Genomic DNA, 18,291 nt, shown 5'->3' with positions numbered 1-18,291 from the left:
TGCATGTGCCGAAACGCCCGAAAACTCACTCTTCGTAAGCTCCTAACGCTTTGAGCGTTTTTTCGGGAGTTTTCAAGCTGACAATGACCTTGACTCTCGGCCAAATGCGGACGTGATCTTTACCGTCTCTTGGGCGACGATCGGCGTGTTCGAGACCCGCGATCCGGGTCCCAGCCACCCCCGCCAGGAGAGACGTACATGTCCCAACCTCCCACCCGGCGGCGGCCTCGTCGCCTCCCCCCACCCCTCGTGGGCGGGCGCGTGGGCGCCCTCATCGTGGCGCTCATGACGGCCGTGCTCACGGCGATCACCGTTCCGGCGGCCTCCGCGTCCGGGCTCCCGGCGAAGCGGCCGGCACCGCACACCAAGGCGTCCGGCCCGACCTCCCCGGGGCTCCATCCGACCAGCCGGGCGTGCGCGAAACCGAGCCGGGCCGGGGAGATGGCCTGCCTGGCGTTCGTCCGCGACGACGCCATCGGCCCGAAGGGCGTGCAGCCGAACAGCACCCCGGCCGGATGGGCGCCCGCCGACCTGGTCAGCGCCTACGCCCTCCCGGACACCGGGGCGGGACAGACGGTGGCGATCGTCGACGCGTTCGACAACCCGAACGCCGAGGCCGATCTGGCCGTGTACCGGCAGCAGTACGGGCTGCCGGCGTGCACGACCGCCAACGGCTGCTTCAAGAAGATCGACCAGCGCGGCGGAACGACCTATCCGCCGCCGGACTCCGGATGGTCCGGCGAGATCGCGCTCGACGTCGACATGGTCAGCGCGGTCTGCCCCAGCTGCAAGATCCTGCTGGTCGAGGCCGACGACAACTACATGGACAACCTCGGCGCGGCGGTGAACCAGGCGGTCGCGCAGGGCGCGAAGTTCGTCTCCAACAGCTACGGCGGCGGTGAGGGCTCCGACGAGGGCCAGGCGGACGACGCCTACTTCGACCACCCCGGCGTCGTGATCACGGCCAGCACCGGCGATGACGGGTACGGCACGAGCTACCCGGCGGCGTCGCCGAACGTCACGGCCGTCGGCGGCACGTCGCTCGTCAAGGACTCCTCCGCGCGCGGCTGGACCGAGAGCGTGTGGGACGGCGCGGGCAGCGGCTGCTCCGCCTACGAGACCAAGCCGTCGTTCCAGCAGGACAGCGGCTGTGCCCGGCGGTCGATCGCCGACGTGTCCGCGGTGGCCGACCCGAACACCGGCGTCGCCGTCTACAACGGCGGCTGGCATGTCTACGGCGGCACGAGCGCGTCCGCTCCGATCATCGCCTCGGTCTACGCGCTCGCGGGCACGCCGGCGGCGGGCTCCTCGCCGAACGCCCTGCCGTACGCCCACCCGGGCGACCTCAACGACGTGACCAGCGGGTCGAACGGCAGTTGCAGCCCGGCGTACCTGTGCACGGCGGGTACCGGGTACGACGGGCCGACCGGGCTCGGCACGCCGAAGGGCGTCGGGGCGTTCCGGTCCGGGCCGCACGGGATCGTCACCGGAACGGTCACGGACGGCGCGGCGCCGCTGGCCGCCGCCAAGGTCACGGCGGGCGAGGCCACGACCACGACGGACGGCCAGGGGAACTACACGCTCAGCGTCCCGCCGGGAACGTACGACGTGACCGCGAGCAAGTTCGGCTACACCGCCAGGACCGTGAGCGGCGTGCAGGTCGCCGACGGTCAGACGGTGACCGAGAACCTCGCGCTGACCGCCAAGGCGCGCGTCAACGTGACCGGCCTCGTACGGGACGGGTCCGGCCACGGCTGGCCGATGTACGCGACCGTGGGCGTCAAGGACGAGCCGACCGCGGTGGCCTACACCGATCCGAAGACGGGCCGGTACGCCCTGAGCCTGCCCGCGGACGACACGTACACGCTGCAGGTCGACCCGCTGTACCCCGGTTACCGGCAGGACTCTCAGGACGTGCGCGTCGGGTCCTCCGACGCGACGCACGACGTCAGCACGCTCGTGGACCAGACGACGTGCAGCGCACCCGGGTACGGCTTCAATTACTCGGGCGCGACGCAGGGCTTCGACGGCACCGCCGCGCCGTCCGGCTGGACGGTCGACGACAAGGCCGGCAAGGGCCAGACGTGGGTGTTCGACGACCCGGGCGCGCGCGGGAACAAGACCGGCGGGTCCGGCGGCTTCGCCATCGTCGACAGCGACAAGTACGGCGCGGGCAACACCCAGGACACGTCGCTGATCAGCCCGGTCCTCGACTTCACCGGGAAGACGCATCCGATCGTGTCCTTCCGCAGCGACTACTACCACTACTCCGGCCAGGCCGGCGACGTCGACCTCAGCGTCGACGGCGGTCAGACGTGGACGACGGCCTCGCACCACGCGGCCAGCGCCCGCGGCCCGCGGACGGAGACGGTCGACCTGTCGGCGGCGGCCGGCAAGAGCGCGGTCCAGGTGCGGTTCCACTTCACCGGCAAGTTCGGGTACTGGTGGCAGGTCGACGACGTGTTCCTCGGCGAGCGCACGTGCGACCCGGTCTCCGGTGGCCTCGTCGTCGGCCAGGTCCTCGACGGCAACACCGGGGCGGGCGTGAACGGCGCCGTCGTGACGTCGGCCGACCGGCCGGCGGAGAAGGCGACCTCGGCGGCGACGCCGGACGACCCGAACCTCGGCGACGGCTTCTACTGGCTGTTCTCCTCGGTGACCGGGAGCCACAGGTTCACCGCGTCGGCGAGCGGCTACTCCGCCAAGGACGCCACCGTGAACGTGGCGGCCGGCTGGGCGACGGCGGCCGACTTCACGCTGGCCGCGCCCCGGCTCGCGGTGACGCCGACCGAGCTGACGAAGACGGTGGCCTGGCAGGGCCAGGGCAGCGCGACCCTGACCCTGAAGAACACCGGCTCGGCGCCCGTGACCGCCAAGCTCGGCGAGCAGAGCGGCGACTACCACCCGGCGGCGCAGGGCGCGCCGCTGCAGAAGGTGAAGGGAGACTACGCGGCGGGCCGGTTCCGCCCGGACAAGAGCGCCACGGCCCGTACGCAGGCCGCCGCCAGGGCCGCCGCGGCGCCGTACGCGCCGCCGTGGACGAGCATCGCCGACTACCCCTCGGCGGTCATGGACAACGCTGTCGTGAACGCCGGCGGCAAGGTCTACTCGCTCGGCGGCGTCGACGCGACGTCCGTCCTGAACAAGGCGTACGTCTACGACCCGGCCGGCCAGGCGTGGTCGTCCATCGCGAACCTGGGCACCGGGCGGGAGGCCCCGCAGGCGGCGACGGTCGACGGGAAGATCTACGTCCTCGGCGGCTGGAGCTCCACCGGCGACGCGGTCGCCAAGACGGAGGTCTTCGACCCGGCCACCGGCGCCTGGTCGGCCGGGGCGGACAACCCCAAGCCGTACGCCGGGGCCGGCGTCGGCGTCCTCGGCGGCAAGATCTATGTCGTGGGCGGCTGCCTGGACGCCTGCGGCGCGACCGACGTGCAGGTGTACGACCCGGCGGCGAACTCCTGGAGCTCGGCGGCGGCGTACCCGGAGAAGACCTCCTGGCTCGCCTGCGGCGGCCTCGGCGGGAAGCTGTACTGCGCGGGCGGTTCGTCGGCCGGCGTCAGCAGCAGGCACGCCTTCGCCTACGACCCGTCGAGCGGGACCTGGTCGGCCATCGCCGACCTGCCGATCGACCTGTGGGCGATGGGCTACGCCACGGCCGGCGGCCAGCTGCTCGTCTCCGGTGGCGTGACCAACGGCACGAGCACGCTCACCAACCAGGGCTTCGCCTACCACCCCGACTCCGACTCGTGGACCGCCCTGCCCAACTCCAACAACACCCTGTACCGCGGCGGCGCCGCCTGCGGCCTGTACAAGATCGGAGGCTCCACCGGCGGGTTCAACGCCGTCAAGAGCGGCGAGACCCTGCCCGGATACGACCAGTGCGTCGCGACGGCGGACGTGCCGTGGCTGTCGGAGGACCCGACCGAGGTGACCATCCAGCCGGGCAAGAGCGCCAAGGTCACGGTGAGGTTCGACGCGAGCGTCGCCGCGATCACCCAGCCGGGGACGTTCACCGCCCAGCTGACGGTCGACGCCAAGACGCCGTACGGCGGGACCTCCGTGCCCGTGACGCTGACGGTGAACCCGCCCTCGACCTGGGGAAAGATCACCGGGACGGTGACGGGTGCCGGCTGCACCGGCGCACCGGCGCCGCTGGCCGGGGCGACCGTGCAGATCGACAGCTGGACGGCGAGCTACACGCTCAAGACCGACAAGAACGGCCAGTACGTGCTCTGGCTCGACGTCCGCAACAACCCGCTCACCCTGATCGCGGCCAAGGACGGCTGGGCGCCGCAGACCAGGTCCGTGAAGATCGTGAAGCTGGCGTCCACGACGGCCGACTTCGCGCTCAAACCGGATCGCGCCTGCGGCTGAGCGGAGCCGCCCCGACCGGTGAACCGGTCACGAGATGAGGCGTACGGGCCGCGGGTCTCCCCGCGGCCCGTACGCCTTCTCGCGGCGATCACCGTCCGTGGACGATGTGTAACTTCCGCGTTAAATCGCCCTGACCGAGCGGGGGGATTCGCCCGAGATTGGGGTAGGACGTACCGAGAAGTCGCTGGCCATCGGGCAAATCAGCACCATACGCGGTCTCCTCATCACGGAGGGTCTCGGGTTAGGCTGGCCTTGGTCAATTCAGTCAGGATCCGAGTCGGGGGGCATCGTGCTGAGGGCACGCGGAGGCTTGATCGCAGCTGTGCTGCTGATCGCGCTGGCGTTCCTCGGCGGTCCCGACCTTCTGACCGCCGGCCACGCGCAGGCACCCGCCGCAGCCGCCGCGTCGGCGGCCGGGCAGGACGACCTCGCCGGCGAGGAGTCGGCCGACCCCGCCTCGGTCACCGCGCACGTCGCGCTCGGCCGTCGCCGGATGCCGGGCCTGCCGCCCGACCAGGACACCCGCCAGGCCGCGCCGACCGCCGGCATGGCCACCGGCTCGGCTGCCGGATCGGCCGTCGCGACCAGCGATCGCGGCCTCGCCTGGCACCCGCACGAACGCACTCCCGCGTCGCTGCAGGTCTTCCGCTGCTGATCGACGCCGCCCAGGGCGACCCAGCGCCGCCCGGGATCTCCCTTTTCTCCGCAGACGGCATCGTCGCCGACGCCACCTGATCGACGCCTTGATCGACGTCATCTGACCGACACCACCTGATCGACGCTGCCCGCGACGGCCCAGCGCCGTGCCTCGCGTGCGCGTGAACGCTCGCCAGTACCCGTCCGTTCTCGCCGGTTCCATGCCGGCGACCACAGAAAGGGCTGTGCCATGCAGTCGCTGATCGACAACGCCCGTCTCTTCCCGGAGCGGGCCGCCGACCGGCGTACGGACCTCGGTCGGCTCGCCGAGGGCCAGCGCCCCGAGGCGCTCTTCATCACCTGCTCCGACTCCCGCGTGGTCCCCACGCTCATCACGGGCGCCGGTCCGGGGGAGCTCTTCGAACTCCGCACCGCCGGGAACATCGTCCCGGTCCACGACGCCGAACGGGGGACCGCCGAGGCAGCCACCATCGAGTACGCGATCGAGGTGCTCGAGGTCGCCAACGTCATCGTCTGCGGGCACTCGCACTGCGGAGCCGTGGGCGCGCTCCTGCGCGCCGACGACCTGAGCGCCCTTCCGACGGTCCGGCGCTGGCTCACCCACACCGAGCCGCACGACCCCGTACGGGACGCGGTGGCCGACGCCGACGGACCCGCGATCACCTCCGCCGTCCAGCGGCACGTGCTGACCCAGCTCGACCGGCTCCGTACCCACCCGAGCGTCGCGACGCGGACGGCGGACGGCCGGCTCGCGCTGCACGCCTGGTTCTACGCGATCGACACCGGCGTCGTCAGCGCCCACCGCCCGGACACCGGCGTCTTCCTGCCGCTCTGACCCTTCCGACCCTGGAACGAGGTGAACATGGCACCGCCCTTCACCGGACGTGGCGCCTTCCGTCACGTCCGGCAGGACCTTCTCTCATCGATCGTCGTCTTCCTCGTCGCCCTGCCGCTGTGCATCGGCGTCGCGGTCGCCTCCGGCGTCCCGGCCGAGCTCGGCCTGATCACCGGGATCGTCGGCGGCCTGGTCGCCGGCGCCCTGCCGGGCAGCAGTCTGCAGGTCAGCGGACCGGCCGCCGGTCTGACCGTGCTCGTGTTCGAAGCCGTGCGGGAGTACGGCCTGCGGTCCCTCGGGCTGATCGTGCTCGCGGCGGGCCTCATCCAGCTCGGGATGGGCGCGCTGCGGCTGGGCCGATGGTTCCGCGCGATCTCGATCTCGGTCGTGCACGGCATGCTGGCCGGCATCGGGCTGGTCCTGGTGACCGGCCAGGTGCACGGCCTGTTCGACAACAGGTCGCCCGGCGCGGCGATGGCCAACCTCGCCGGGCTGCCGAACCTGCTCACCGACTCGGCGACCGAACCGGCCGCCCTCGCCGCCGGCGGGATCGGCATCGGCACGCTCGTCATCCTCATCTGCTGGAAGTACGCGCCGAAGCGGCTGCGGGTCATCCCGGGCGCGCTGGTCGCGGTGGCGCTCGCGACCGTGGTCACGGCCGCCTTCGACCTGCCGGTCAAACGCATCGAGGTCAAGGGCCTGCTCGGCTCGATCCAGCCGCCGAACCCGGCCGACCTCGGCGGGCTGCTGTCGGTCGGCGCGGTCGGCACCGTGGTGGCGTTCGCACTGATCGCCTCGGCGGAGAGCCTGTTCAGCGCCGCGGCCGTCGACCGGATGCACCACGGTCCCCGCACCCACTACGACCGGGAGCTGATGGCGCAGGGTGCCGGCAACACGGTCTGCGGGCTGCTGGGCGCCCTGCCGATGACCGCCGTCATCGTACGGAGCGCCGCGAACGTGCAGGCCGGCGCCCGTACGAAGGCGTCCCGCATCCTGCACGGGGTCTGGCTGCTGGCCTTCACGGCGATCTTCCCGGTGGCGCTGGGCTACATCCCGGTGACCGCCCTGGCCGCCATCCTCGTGCACGCGGGGTGGAAGCTGCTGTCGCTGCGGGAGGTCGGCCGGCTCTGGCGGACCGAGCGCGGCGAGGCGATCGTCCTGACCGGCACGGCGGTGGCGATCGTCGTCACGAACCTGTTCGAGGGCGTGCTCATCGGTCTGCTGCTGGCCGTGGTGAAGACGGCATGGGACGTCTCGGATATCCACATCCATGTGGACAACCGAGCCGACCCGCTCGTCATCCGGCTCACCGGGAACGCGACGTTCCTGCGCCTGCCCAAGGTGCTCGACGCCCTGGAGAGGATCCCGCACGGCCGGGCGGTCGACCTCGACCTGTCCGGCCTGCGCCACCTCGACCATGCCTGCCGTACGGCGCTGGAGTCCTGGGCCGCCCAGCATCGCGAACGGGACGAGGCCTCCTCCGTACGGATCGCGGAACCGGCCGGCACCGGGTGAGACCTGGCCGGTCAGGGCTCTTCCTCAGCCCTGACCGGCCTGCTCAGTCTCCCCCCGCCGCTTCGAGCGCCCGGCGGATCCCGGCCTCGCGCGGGCCGAGATAGTACGGCCGGGGACGCAGCGCGACCTCGTACGTCGCCTTGAGGACGGCCGGGATCTCCCGGACGTACAGGGACTCGGTGGCCGTGGCGGCGTACCGGCCGCTGTCGTCGCCGACGCCCCAGGCGTCGATGCCCGCGGCACGGCACAGGGTGAGGGCGCGCGGCAGGTGGAAGTTCTGGGTGACGAGGATCGCCCGGTCCACGCCGAAGATCTTCTTGGCGCGGGCGCAGGAGTCCCAGGTGCTGAAGCCCGCGTAGTCCAGCACGATCCGCGTCTGCGGCACGCCCTGGGCGATCAGGGTGTCGCGCATGACCGACGGCTCGTCGTAGTCCTTGCGGCTGTTGTCGCCGGTGACGAGCAGGACCCGGACCTTGCCCGCGCGGTACAGCGCCGCGCCGAGCTTCAGCCGTTCGTACAGCATCCGGGACGGCTTACCGTTCTCGGCGCCCGCCCCGAAGATCATCCCGACGGTGATCCGGGGAGCGTGCGCGAGGTCCGTCCGGTAGCGGCCCGCCTCGGCGTACATCCACGCACCGGGCAGGTACAGCGCGTACCCGGCGAGCGCACCGAGGACGGCCAGTGGCACCCTGCACCGCCAGACGCCACTCCAGAACCGCCTCATACCAGAGAAGATGCCCGAATCGGCCGCCGAGTTCGCGCAGCCACCGGATCCGCCCTGACGGTCCCTTCGGTCAGGCGCGACGGACCTGGCCGGTCTCCTGGTCAGACGAGGGGGCCCGGCCGGGTCCTTCGATCAGATCAGGCGAGGCCTGGCCGGGTCCTTCGATCAGATGAGGCGCGGGCCCGGCCGGTGTCATCGGTCAGATGAGGCGGGCCTGGCCGGTGCCTTCGACGATCTCGCCGAGGGCCCAGGCGGGCAGGTCGCGCTCGGCCGCGGTCCGCAGCGCGGCGTCGGCGTCCGACGCGGCCACGACGGCGGCCATGCCGACGCCCATGTTGAACGTCTTGTCCATCTCCGCCCGCGGCACCCGGCCGTACGCCTCCAGCAGCCCGAAGATCGGCGGCGGCGTCCAGGAGGAGCGCCGCAGGACGGCGTCGCACCCGCTCGGCAGCGACCGGGCGAGGTTGGCGGCGAGCCCGCCGCCGGTGATGTGCGCGAACGCGTGCACTTCGGCGGCGTCGATCAGGGCCAGACAGTCCTTGGCGTAGATCCGGGTCGGGGTGAGCAGCTCCTCGCCGAGCGTCCGGTCCAGCTCCGGCGGCGTCGCCTCCAGCTCCAGGCCGGTCTCGCGCAGGATGTGCCGGACCAGGGAGTAGCCGTTGGAGTGGATCCCGGAGGAGGCCAGGCCCAGCACGACGTCACCGGGGCGTACCCGGTGCGGGCCCAGGACCTTGGACGCCTCGACGGCGCCGGTGCCCGCCCCGGCCACGTCGAACTCGTCCGGCCCGAGCAGCCCCGGGTGCTCGGCGGTCTCGCCGCCGACCAGGGCGCAGCCCGCCAGCGCGCAGCCCTCCGCGATGCCGCCGACGATCGCGGCGATCCGATCGGGGACGACCTTCCCGCAGGCGATGTAGTCGGTCATGAACAGCGGCTCGGCGCCGCACACGACCAGGTCGTCGATGACCATTCCGACGAGGTCGTGGCCGATCGTGTCGTACACCCCGAGGCGCCGGGCGAGGTCGACCTTGGTGCCGACGCCGTCGGTGGAGGTGGCCAGCAGAGGCCGCTCGAACCGCTTCAGCGCCGAGACGTCGAACAGGCCCGCGAAGCCGCTGACGTCCTCGACGACCTCCGGCCGGTGGGATGCCGCGACGCGGGACTTCATCAGCTCGACCGCGCGCTCGCCGGCCGCGATGTCCACGCCGGCGGCGGCGTAGGACGTCCCGGTGGACTCGTCGGTCACCGGCGGGCCTCTTCGAGCAGGTGCTTGCCGCGGGCGTCGTCGGCGACGTCGATCGGGTAGACGCCGTCGAAGCAGGCGCGGCAGAGTTTGTTCTTGTCCTGCTGCGTCGCGGCGATCAGCTCGTCGAGGGAGATGTAGCCGAGCGAGTCGGCGCCGAGGGACTGCCGGATCTCCTCGACCGAGAGGTTCCCCGCGATCAGCTCGGCGCGGGTCGCGAAGTCGATGCCGTAGAAGCACGGCCAGGCGACCGGCGGGCTGGAGATGCGAACGTGCACCTCCTTGGCCCCGGCCTCCCGGAGCATCTTCACGATCGCCCGCTGGGTGTTGCCGCGCACGATCGAGTCGTCGACGACGATCAGGCGCTTCCCCTCGATGGCCTCGCGCAGCGGGTTGAGCTTGAGCCGGATGCCGAGCTGGCGGATCGTCTGCGACGGCTGGATGAACGTCCGGCCGACGTAGGAGTTCTTGACGAAGCCCTGGCCGTACGGGATGCCGGACTCCTCGGCGTACCCGATCGCGGCGGGCGTGCCGGACTCCGGTGTCGGGATCACCAGGTCGGCCTCGACCGGGTGCTCACGGGCCAGGCGGCGGCCCACGTCGACGCGGGTGGCCTGGATGCTGCGGCCGGCGATCGAGGTGTCGGGCCGGGCCACGTAGACGTACTCGAACAGGCAGCCCTTCGGCTCGGCGACGGCGAACCGCGTGGACCGCACGCCCGCCTCGTCGATCGCGATCAGCTCGCCGGGCTCGACCTCGCGGACGAACGTCGCGCCGACGATGTCCAGGGCCGCGGTCTCGCTGGCGACCACCCAGCCGTGGTCGAGGCGGCCGAGCACGAGGGGGCGGATGCCCTGCGGGTCGCGCGCGGCGTACAGCGTGCGCTCGTTCATGAAGACCAGGGAGTAGGCGCCGCGGGCCAGCGGCAGCACCTTCAGCGCGGTCTCCTCGACGGTGCCCTCCCCGTCGGCCAGCAGGGCGGTGAGCACCTCGGTGTCGGTCGTGGCGGTCAGCTGACCCGCCGGCACGCGCGCGGCCAGCTCCGGCGTGTTGATCAGGTTGCCGTTGTGGCCGAGGGCCAGGCTGCCGGTCTCGGTCGAGCGGAACGTCGGCTGGGCGTTCTCCCAGACGCTGGACCCGGTCGTCGAGTAGCGGCAGTGACCGACCGCGATGTGCCCGCGCAGGGTGTTCAGCACGGGCTCCTCGAAGACCTGGGACACCAGCCCCATGTCCTTGAACACGACGATCCGGGCGCCGTCGCTGACCGCGATGCCGGCCGACTCCTGGCCGCGGTGCTGAAGGGCGTACAACCCGAAGTAGGCGAGCTTGCTGACCTCTTCGTCGGGCGCCCACACGCCGAAGACCCCGCAGGCGTCCTGGGGGCTTCGATCACGGGGGTCGAGGTCGTGACTCAGACGTCCGTCTCCATGCGGCACACGCCCAGTGTAGTGCGGCATTCGCCGAGCTCCCGCCCATACCGGACGGGACTTCGCCCGATCACCGGTCCCGCCGGAATCCGCCGACGCCACGGTGACCGGCGCGCCGGGGCGACCGGCCGCCCGCCGATCGAGCACGATGGGCGCGGGGGTGATCACGGAATGTATCCGCCGATGCGCGAGACGCAGCCGCAGCGCAGAGGGCTGGGCATCGCCGCGCTGGTGCTCGGGATCGCGGGGCTGCTGACGCTGCTGCTGTGCGGGATCGGCGTGATCCTTGCCATCGTCGGCCTGGTCATCGGCATCGTCGCGGTCGTCCAGCGGAACGGCCGCGGCATGGCGGTCGCGGGGATCGTCCTGTCGGCGGTCACGCTCATCATCGCGATCGTTTTCGCCGTGTGGTTCTACGGCCGCATCGAACCCTGCGCGGACCGGACCCGCTACCCCACGAAGGCGGACCGCGACCGGTGCCTCCAGGAGCGTGTCCCCTTCCTGAAGCCCCGCCCGACCCCCTGACGAGGGAACGAAACCGGGCGTTCCTTGACAAGGCAGGTCCGCGAGGCGAGCATGACGGCGGGCGTCGATCCACCGCCCAACCTCCTTCGGCCCTCCCCGGCAGGGCCGCCCGGTGGAGGCAAAGGGGATCCCATCCTCGGATCGCTGGTCATCCGCCCGCCACGGGCTCGTACGCCGGGGGTCGGGCATCGTGGTGTCGAGGGCCCGAGATGACAGCGAACAAGAACTTCAAACGACGCGTCCGCGAGCGCGCCCGGCGTACGGGCGAGTCCTACACCGCTGCCCTCAGGCACCTTCGACGTACGGAAGCCGAGGAGCAGTCCGTGGAGTGGCAGCGCATCGAGAAACCCGACTTCGGCTACGCCGTCCAGGTCCCCCGGGACTGGCAGGAACGGGAGCCGAACCTCCGGAACAGCCCCTGGGAGACCGCCCGGTTCGTCGACCCACGGGACCGGCGGCACAGCCTGATCGTCTTCCGGCAGCCGACCCGGCCCGGGCGCTCCGCCGCCGAGATCGCCGAGGGCGTGCGACATTCGCTCGCGCAACTGCGCTTCGCCGACTTCGCGGTCAGCGAGGTGACCGTCGCCGGGCGGGCCGGCACGCGGCTGGACTGCGTACGGCATGACGCCGGCCGGAGCTGGCACGTGAGCGAGTACTTCGTCGTCGAGGACGCCGTGACGTTCTGCCTGGGGTGCGGCTCGACCGTCCCCGACGAGGACGAGGCGCTCTTCGCCGCGATGGCCGAGCGGCTGGAACTGCTCGACCGGAACTGACCCGGCTCAGGGCCCGCCGCAGGAGGCTGCGCGCCCCTACCGGCGTCCGTACGGGTCGACCGGCAGGTACGGCGACAGGTCGGCCCGCGAACCGCTCGCGGAGATCCGGTCGACGGCGTCCGCCCAGGCGAGCCGGCCGGTCGCGAGCAGGATCCAGGTCTTCGGGTCGGTCTCGATGACGTTCGGGGGCGTGCCGCGCGTGTGGCGAGGACCCTCCACGCACTGCACGGCGGCGTACGGAGGCACGCGCACCTCCACCGACTTGCCCGGTGCCTGCCCGGCGAGGCGGTCCAGCAGCAGCTTCACGGCCAGGCGCGCGGCGGCGCGCTCGGGCTCGGCACCGGCGGCGTACGCGGTGACGACCGCGTCGACGAGGGCGTCCGCGAGGCGAGTGGCCGGACCGGCGTAGGGCTCCTCGCCGAGTGCGGCGAGCTGGTCGTCGAGCGCGGCGCGCAGCCGCTCGGCTGTGGGTTTGGCCATGACGGGACAGACGCTACCGGGTTCGAACGACACCCCTTCCCCCGTTCGACCCGCTAAATTGCCCTAGTCACGCATGTGCCACTTAATCTCTTATGCCACAGGAGTACGGTCTTGTGGCAGTTTGGCTTTTCGCAGCCGGTGCCCCCTCCCGGCGCACGCCCCCCGATCTAAGGAGAGCCCCCCTGTGAGGGTCCGAGCCAGAAGACTCGTGATCACATCCTCCGTCGTCGTGCTGGCCGCGGCCGCGGTCCCGGCGTACGCCGCCATCAACGAGCCGACGCCGCACGTCGCCGTGGCCTCCGCCTCCGTCTCCGCCGCCGCGGTTCCCGGGCAGTACATCGTCACGCTGAAGCACGCCGGCGTTCACTCGTCGAAGCTGTCCGGCTTCAAGCGAATCCACGACTACGGCGACGGCTTCGCCGCGAAGCTCACGCCGGCTCAGCTCAAGAAGGTGCAGAGCGACCCGAACGTCGCCGCCATCGAGCAGGACCAGAAGGTCCACATCCAGGCCACCTCGCCGACCCCCACGCCGACCCCCACGCCGACCCCCTCGACCACCCCGCCCCCGACGACTCCGCCGCCCCCCAAGTCGACCACCCAGAAGAACCCGAACTGGGGCCCGGACCGCATCGACCAGCACAAGCTTCCGCTGTCGCACTCGTACACCTACACGCACACGGGTGCCGGCGTCGACGCCTACGTCATCGACACGGGCATCGACACGACCCTCAGCCAGTTCCAGGGCCGCGCGGACTCGGTGTACGGCCGCAAGGGGGACTGCGAAGGCCACGGCACGCACGTGGCGGGGATCATCGGGTCGAAGACCTACGGGGTCGCCAAGGGCGTCAGGCTGCACGCCGTGCAGGTGCTGGACTGCAACGGCGATGGGGAGTACTCCGACGTGATCGCGGGCGTCAAGTGGGTGACCAAGCACCACGCCAAGCTGTCGGTGGCCAACCTCTCGCTGGCCGGGCCGAAGTCCACGGCCCTGAACAACGCGGTGACGGCGCTCTCGAAGTCCGGCGTGTTCGTCGCGGTGGCCGCCGGGAATGACAGCGCCGACTCCTGCAAGTACTCCCCGGCCAGCGCGGCGAGCGTCGAGGCCGCCGCGGCGAGCACGTCGAAGGACAAGCGCGCCACGTTCAGCAACTACGGCAAGTGCGTCGACATCTACGCCCCCGGCTACGGCATCAAGTCGACCTACCCCGGCGGCACGGCGTTCATGGACGGCACCTCCATGGCGTCGCCGTTCGTCGCCGGCGTCGCGGCGCTGTACAAGTCGGCGTACGGCCAGAAGTCCTTCGGCACCATCCAGACGTGGATGCACGACCACGCCACGAACAACGTCATCATCCACAACAAGACGAGCACCCACAATCGCCTGCTCTACAAGAGCACCCTCTGACGTGACCACGTGAAGAGGCCGCCGCCCGACGGGACGGCGGCCTCTTCACGTACGGCCGGGCTCAGGCCTCTTTCACCTCGAGGCCGAGGGCCTGTGCGATGACGATCGCCTGGTAGGGGTCGATCACCGCGCGGGTCAGGGAGGTGGCGTGCGGGTCCAGCGACGACAGGTCGCTGCCGCGCAGGTCGCATTCGGACAGGTCCGCCTTCTGCAGCCACGCGCCGGAGAGGTCCACATCGCGGAACGACGCCTTCTGCAGCCGCGCGCCCGTGAGGTCGGCCTCCCGCATCCGTACCCTGCGGAACGAGGACCCCCGCAGGTCGGCTCCCGGCAGACCGGTGAAGGACCAGTCGCCGCCCTCCACCGTGAACAGGCCGTAGGTGCAGCCGTCGAACACGCTGCCGACCAGCTTGCACCCCGTGAGGGTGGCGTCGAAGAACGAGCACCGGACGAACGTGCAGTTGATGAAGGCCGCGTCCGTGTACGAGGAGACGTTGAACCGGACGGCCCGGAACACGCACTCGGTGAACACCGCGCCCCGGCCCGACGTCTCGGTCAGGTCCACGTCGACGAACTCCACGCGGGTGTGCTCTTCTCCGGACAGGTCCCGGCCGTCCCAGTCCTCGGAGCGGACGGTGCTCTCGATGGGCGGCGCGGGCCGTCCGTGCTTGCGCTCGGCCATGGTCCTCCGCTCCTCGGCTGCGCGTCCGCGCGACGCTACCCGAGGTCACCGACAGAAACGGCCTTGCCACGACCTCGCCGCGGGTGCGCGTCAGAGGGCTGCGGAACGACGAGATCCCTGGCGAACAGTGCGGCTAGAGCGCAGCGATCGCCAGTAGGTCGTGCCTGTTAGGACGCCGTCGTCCACAAAATGGCGTTCGGAACTGCTGCGGCACCCCGGAATCGGCCAATGTGGTGGGCATGCCGAGACGTCGTCCGCCGATGGGGCCCGACCTGGTCGCGCTCATTCGAGCGCAGGCCGGAGTGGTGACACGGTGGCAGCTCCGCGAACACGGGGTGCCGGACAGCGCCATCCGCACCCTCCTCGGCTCCGGCCGGTGGACGGTCCGGCATCCGGGCGTTCACGCGACGTTCAGCGGCGACCTCGGACGTACCGCGGAGTTGTGGGCGGCGGTCCTGGCGTGCAGCCGCAGGCCCCGCCTCGAGCCCGGTGTCCGGCACTCCCCCGACGCCGTGCTCAGCCATGAGACCGCCGCCGAGCTGTACGGCCTGACCGACCGGCCCTCCGCCGTCATCCACGTGACGGTTCCGGACGGACGGCGTCGCCCGGTGGCGGCACCGGGGATCCACGTGCACTTCTCGATGCACCTGGCCCACAGGCGGCATCCCGTGCAGTCGCCCCCGCGCACACGCGTCGAGGACACCGTCCTGGACCTCACCCAGACCGCTCCGGACCTCGACACGGCCATCGACTGGCTCAGCCGTGCCTGCGGCAGCCGCCTCACCACGTCGGAACGGCTCGCGGTGGCGTTACAGACGCGGAAGAAGGTCCGGCACCGGCGTGAGCTCCAGTACGCCCTGGATGACGCCGCCGACGGCGCGCACAATCTGCTCGAGCTTCGTTACCACCGGGAGGTCGAGCGTGCGCATGGGCTGCCGGCGGGCGGCCGTCAGCTCAGGCGGAGTCTCGGGGACGGCACGATCTACGACGATGTCGACTATGGCGGGCACGCGACGGTCGTGCACCTGGACGGCCGGGTCCACCGGCAGACCAGGATGTTCCAGGATATGAGCCGCGACAACGCGGCCGTCGTCGAGGGACGGGATCCGCTGCGCTACGGCTGGCATGACGTCACCGAGCGCCCGTGTCACGTCGCCGCCCAGGTCGCCCTCGTCCTGAGCAGGAACGGCTGGACCGGTCGGCCCCGGCCCTGCGCTCGTACCGACTGTCTCTTCCGGCGGAGCGCCGCGTGACCGCCTACGGAAGGCCGGGCACCGAGCCTGACAGCACTCCGCCCACACCGCCGCCCAAGACTCACAGATCCCTGGTGTCCGCCGCCCTCTACCGGCGGCGGACGCCAGGGATCTTGGAATAAGGGGTCAGGCCACCGGCTCGAGCACCGGCTCCGTCTCCCGCGGCGCGCTCCGGCCGGTGCGCAGGGCGTACAGGCTGAGCGGGACGCCGATGAAGACGATCGCGGCGCCGACCAGCAGGGCGAGCTGGTAGCCCGCCAGGAAGGCGTGGGTCGGCGTGGAGCCGCCGCGCAGGGCGGCGGACTGGCGGGAGGTCAGGATCGCGCCGATGATCGTCACGCCCAGGAGGCCGGCCACCTCACGGGTGGCGTTGAGCACGCCGGAGGCGGCGCCGGCCCGGTCGGACGGGAGCACCCCGATCACCGCGTCGGTGAGCGGCATCATCGTCAGGCCGGAGCCGATCCCGAAGAGGACGAAGGACGGCATCAGATCGAGGAAGTGGGCGCCCTCGCCGACGAAGGACACCATGACCAGGCCGGCGACGTTGAGGGTGAGGCCGGCGGCGACGGTGAGGTGCGTACCCAGGCGGCGCGCGACGGACCCGGCGAACGGCGCGATGACGATCATCATCAGCGCCATCGGAATGATCGACGCGCCCGCCTTGGTCGGGGAGAAGCCCAGGATGTTCTGCAGGAACATGGCCGTGAACAGGTAGACGCCCATCACGCCGAAGCCCCACAGGACCATGGCGCCGACGCCGCCGCTGAAGACCCGGTTCCGGAACAGCGACAGGTCCACCATCGGGTCGGCGGCGCGGGTCTCGAGCACGATGAACACCGCCCCGGTGACCGCGGCGAGGGCGAAGGCACCCAGGATGAGCGCGGACGTCCAGCCGCGGTCCGATCCCTCGATCAGCGCGTAGGTGACGGACAGCAGGGTCACCGCGGAGGTCAGCAGGCCCGGGAGGTCCAGGCGGCGGCGTACGTCCTCGGTGGTCTCGCGCATGGAGACCGCGATGATGGCGATCGTCGCCACGCCCACCGGCACGTTGATGAGGAAGATCCAGCCCCAGTGCCAGTGGTCGCTGATGAAGCCGCCGGTGAGCGGCCCGAGCGCCAGGGCGAGCGCGCTGACGGCGCTCCACACGCCGACCGCCCTGCTCCGTTCCCGCGCGTCGGGGAAGGTCGAGGAGATGATCGCCAGCGTCGACGGCACCGACAACGATGCTCCGACGCCCTGCAGGACGCGGGCCGTGATCAGGATGCTCTCGCTGTTCGCGAGCCCGGCGAGCAGTGACGCGCCGGTGAACAGCGCCAGCCCGGTGATGAAGAGCCGGCGGCGGCCGTACACGTCGCCGAGCCTGCCGCCGACGAGCATCAGGCCGGAGAAGACCAGGATGTAGCTGCTGACGATCCATTCCAGCCCGGACAGCGTCAGGTGCAGGTCGCGCTGGATCGACGGCAGCGCCACGTTGACGACGTTGTTGTCCAGAAAGGTCATGAAGGTGGCCAGCGCGACCCCGGTCAGGGTCCACCAGCGTCGACTCGATTCCATCGCTTCCCGCTCCTGTACATCGTTCTTATACGACGTACATGTACGCCGTATAGGGAAGCTTGCTTGTACGGCGTATAGTTGTCAAGTGGCCGCGACAGACGAACGAACCCGGCTCAGCCGGGAGACGGTGGTGGACGGCGCGCTCGCGCTCGTCGACGAGGAGGGCCTGGACGGGCTGACCATCCGGCGGCTCGCCCAGCGGCTCGGCGTCACACCGATGGCGCTGTACTGGCATTTCAAGAACAAGGACGAGCTGCAGACCGCGCTCGTCAACCGGCTGTGGTCACTGGTCGACCCGGACGTCGACCCGGAGGCGCCGTGGCACGCCCGGCTGCACGTCCTGATGACGTCCGTGGTGTTCGTGCTGCGCACGCATCCCAGTGCGGCCCAGCTGATGATGACCGCGAACCTCGAGGCCGCCCCGTACTGTTACGACTCGATGGAGGTGGCCCTGGCGCTCCTCGCCGAGGGCGGGTTCACCGCCGAGCAGGCGGCCGCCATCAGCCGCTACGGCCTGCGCACGGCGACCATGCTGGCGGTCGGCGACCCGAAGATGCCGCCGAAGATGACCTCCGAGGAGATGGCGGACGCCCTCCGGCGCAAACGCGTCATGTTCGAGACGCTGTCCCCCGAGCGGTACGGCCACCTGGTGAAGGCGGCGACCGCGCTCGCCTCCATCGACGAGTCCGACGCCGACGTCGCCCTCGGGGTCGACCTGTTCGTGGCGGGCGTCCGGGCACTGGCCCCGAACGGCTGACCTCCCGACAGGGCACGGTCACCCGCCGCCCCGGATGACCGCTCGGCGCGAGGACCCGGCCGCCCACCGCACCGGGCGAGCGAGCGA

15 protein-coding genes are annotated in these 18,291 nt (G+C 71.3%); 9 read left to right on the top strand and 6 right to left on the bottom strand.

Annotation, left to right across the window (positions count from 1 at the left end):
• Positions 1-198 precede the first annotated feature (198 nt).
• The 4 genes from NE234_RS29910 to NE234_RS29895 all read left to right on the top strand — a co-directional run bounded on the left by NE234_RS29910 (position 199) and on the right by NE234_RS29895 (position 7,384).
• Entirely contained in the window at positions 199-4,377 is a 4,179-nt protein-coding gene (locus NE234_RS29910; RefSeq protein WP_252784060.1) for a carboxypeptidase regulatory-like domain-containing protein, read from the top strand.
• 310 nt (positions 4,378-4,687) lie between these two features.
• Positions 4,688-5,032: a hypothetical protein gene (locus NE234_RS29905; RefSeq protein WP_252784058.1), complete on the top strand. Its 345-nt coding sequence runs from the start codon at positions 4,688-4,690 to the stop codon at positions 5,030-5,032.
• Positions 5,033-5,263: 231 nt separating this feature from the next.
• The gene (locus NE234_RS29900; protein ID WP_252784056.1) at positions 5,264-5,869 is read left to right on the top strand and encodes a carbonic anhydrase; all 606 of its coding nucleotides are present in this window, start codon (positions 5,264-5,266) and stop codon (positions 5,867-5,869) included.
• Between the two features lie 27 nt (positions 5,870-5,896).
• On the top strand, positions 5,897-7,384 hold the full coding sequence (locus NE234_RS29895) for a SulP family inorganic anion transporter (RefSeq protein ID WP_252784054.1): 1,488 nt from the start codon (positions 5,897-5,899) through the stop codon (positions 7,382-7,384).
• A gap of 43 nt (positions 7,385-7,427) precedes the next feature.
• Here NE234_RS29895 and NE234_RS29890 read toward each other — a convergent pair whose 3' ends face one another.
• The 3 genes from NE234_RS29890 to purF form a co-directional block, all read right to left on the bottom strand.
• Positions 7,428-8,072, bottom strand: coding sequence for a SanA/YdcF family protein (locus NE234_RS29890; RefSeq protein WP_252784051.1), 645 nt, complete (start codon positions 8,070-8,072; stop codon positions 7,428-7,430).
• A 235-nt stretch (positions 8,073-8,307) separates the two neighbouring features.
• On the bottom strand, positions 8,308-9,351 hold the full coding sequence (gene purM / locus NE234_RS29885; RefSeq protein WP_252784050.1) for a phosphoribosylformylglycinamidine cyclo-ligase: 1,044 nt from the start codon (positions 9,349-9,351) through the stop codon (positions 8,308-8,310).
• On the bottom strand, positions 9,348-10,784 hold the full coding sequence (gene purF, locus NE234_RS29880; RefSeq protein ID WP_252784048.1) for an amidophosphoribosyltransferase: 1,437 nt from the start codon (positions 10,782-10,784) through the stop codon (positions 9,348-9,350). The genes purM and purF overlap by 4 nt, the downstream gene beginning before the upstream one ends.
• A 174-nt stretch (positions 10,785-10,958) precedes the next feature.
• Here purF and NE234_RS29875 point away from each other — a divergent pair, with 174 nt between their 5' ends.
• Both NE234_RS29875 and NE234_RS29870 read left to right on the top strand, forming a co-directional pair.
• On the top strand, positions 10,959-11,300 hold the full coding sequence (locus NE234_RS29875) for a DUF4190 domain-containing protein (protein ID WP_252784046.1): 342 nt from the start codon (positions 10,959-10,961) through the stop codon (positions 11,298-11,300).
• Positions 11,301-11,509: 209 nt separating this feature from the next.
• Positions 11,510-12,073, top strand: coding sequence for a hypothetical protein (locus NE234_RS29870; protein WP_252784044.1), 564 nt, complete (start codon positions 11,510-11,512; stop codon positions 12,071-12,073).
• Between the two features lie 36 nt (positions 12,074-12,109).
• Here NE234_RS29870 and NE234_RS29865 read toward each other — a convergent pair whose 3' ends face one another.
• Positions 12,110-12,553 carry a sterol carrier family protein gene (locus tag NE234_RS29865; protein WP_252784042.1) on the bottom strand — a complete coding sequence of 148 codons (444 nt, stop codon included), beginning with the start codon at positions 12,551-12,553 and terminating at the stop codon, positions 12,110-12,112.
• Positions 12,554-12,761: 208 nt separating this feature from the next.
• Between NE234_RS29865 and NE234_RS29860 the strand changes: the two genes are divergently transcribed.
• Positions 12,762-13,958, top strand: a complete 1,197-nt coding sequence (locus NE234_RS29860; protein ID WP_252784040.1) for a S8 family peptidase — start codon at positions 12,762-12,764, stop codon at positions 13,956-13,958.
• 61 nt (positions 13,959-14,019) lie between these two features.
• On the opposite strand, the gene NE234_RS29855 is transcribed toward NE234_RS29860, so the two are convergent.
• Positions 14,020-14,640, bottom strand: coding sequence for a pentapeptide repeat-containing protein (locus tag NE234_RS29855; protein ID WP_252784038.1), 621 nt, complete (start codon positions 14,638-14,640; stop codon positions 14,020-14,022).
• Positions 14,641-14,879: 239 nt separating this feature from the next.
• Between NE234_RS29855 and NE234_RS29850 the strand changes: the two genes are divergently transcribed.
• A complete protein-coding gene (locus tag NE234_RS29850) occupies positions 14,880-15,893 on the top strand; it encodes a type IV toxin-antitoxin system AbiEi family antitoxin domain-containing protein (protein ID WP_252784035.1) in 1,014 nt (337 codons plus the stop codon).
• Between the two features lie 126 nt (positions 15,894-16,019).
• On the opposite strand, the gene NE234_RS29845 is transcribed toward NE234_RS29850, so the two are convergent.
• Positions 16,020-17,447, bottom strand: a complete 1,428-nt coding sequence (locus tag NE234_RS29845) for an MFS transporter (RefSeq protein WP_252784033.1) — start codon at positions 17,445-17,447, stop codon at positions 16,020-16,022.
• 85 nt (positions 17,448-17,532) lie between these two features.
• Between NE234_RS29845 and NE234_RS29840 the strand changes: the two genes are divergently transcribed.
• Positions 17,533-18,204, top strand: a complete 672-nt coding sequence (locus NE234_RS29840; protein WP_252784032.1) for a TetR family transcriptional regulator — start codon at positions 17,533-17,535, stop codon at positions 18,202-18,204.
• Positions 18,205-18,291: the final 87 nt, after the last annotated feature.

The organism is Actinoallomurus rhizosphaericola (assembly GCF_024055675.1).
GTDB lineage: Bacteria > Actinomycetota > Actinomycetes > Streptosporangiales > Streptosporangiaceae > Actinoallomurus > Actinoallomurus soli.
This window is presented reverse-complemented; position numbering and strand designations above follow the sequence as displayed.

What these genes read in the sequence shown, in the direction of transcription:
- NE234_RS29910 (WP_252784060.1), top strand. Translation starts at nt 199, where the DNA reads ATGTCCCAACCTCCCACCCGGCGGCGGCCTCGTCGCCTCCCCCCACCC.
- NE234_RS29900 (WP_252784056.1), top strand. Translation starts at nt 5,264, where the DNA reads ATGCAGTCGCTGATCGACAACGCCCGTCTCTTCCCGGAGCGGGCCGCC.
- NE234_RS29895 (WP_252784054.1), top strand. Translation starts at nt 5,897, where the DNA reads ATGGCACCGCCCTTCACCGGACGTGGCGCCTTCCGTCACGTCCGGCAG.
- NE234_RS29875 (WP_252784046.1), top strand. Translation starts at nt 10,959, where the DNA reads ATGCGCGAGACGCAGCCGCAGCGCAGAGGGCTGGGCATCGCCGCGCTG.
- NE234_RS29870 (WP_252784044.1), top strand. Translation starts at nt 11,510, where the DNA reads ATGACAGCGAACAAGAACTTCAAACGACGCGTCCGCGAGCGCGCCCGG.
- NE234_RS29865 (WP_252784042.1), bottom strand. Translation starts at nt 12,553, where the DNA reads ATGGCCAAACCCACAGCCGAGCGGCTGCGCGCCGCGCTCGACGACCAG.
- NE234_RS29855 (WP_252784038.1), bottom strand. Translation starts at nt 14,640, where the DNA reads ATGGCCGAGCGCAAGCACGGACGGCCCGCGCCGCCCATCGAGAGCACC.
- NE234_RS29850 (WP_252784035.1), top strand. Translation starts at nt 14,880, where the DNA reads ATGCCGAGACGTCGTCCGCCGATGGGGCCCGACCTGGTCGCGCTCATT.
- NE234_RS29845 (WP_252784033.1), bottom strand. Translation starts at nt 17,447, where the DNA reads ATGGAATCGAGTCGACGCTGGTGGACCCTGACCGGGGTCGCGCTGGCC.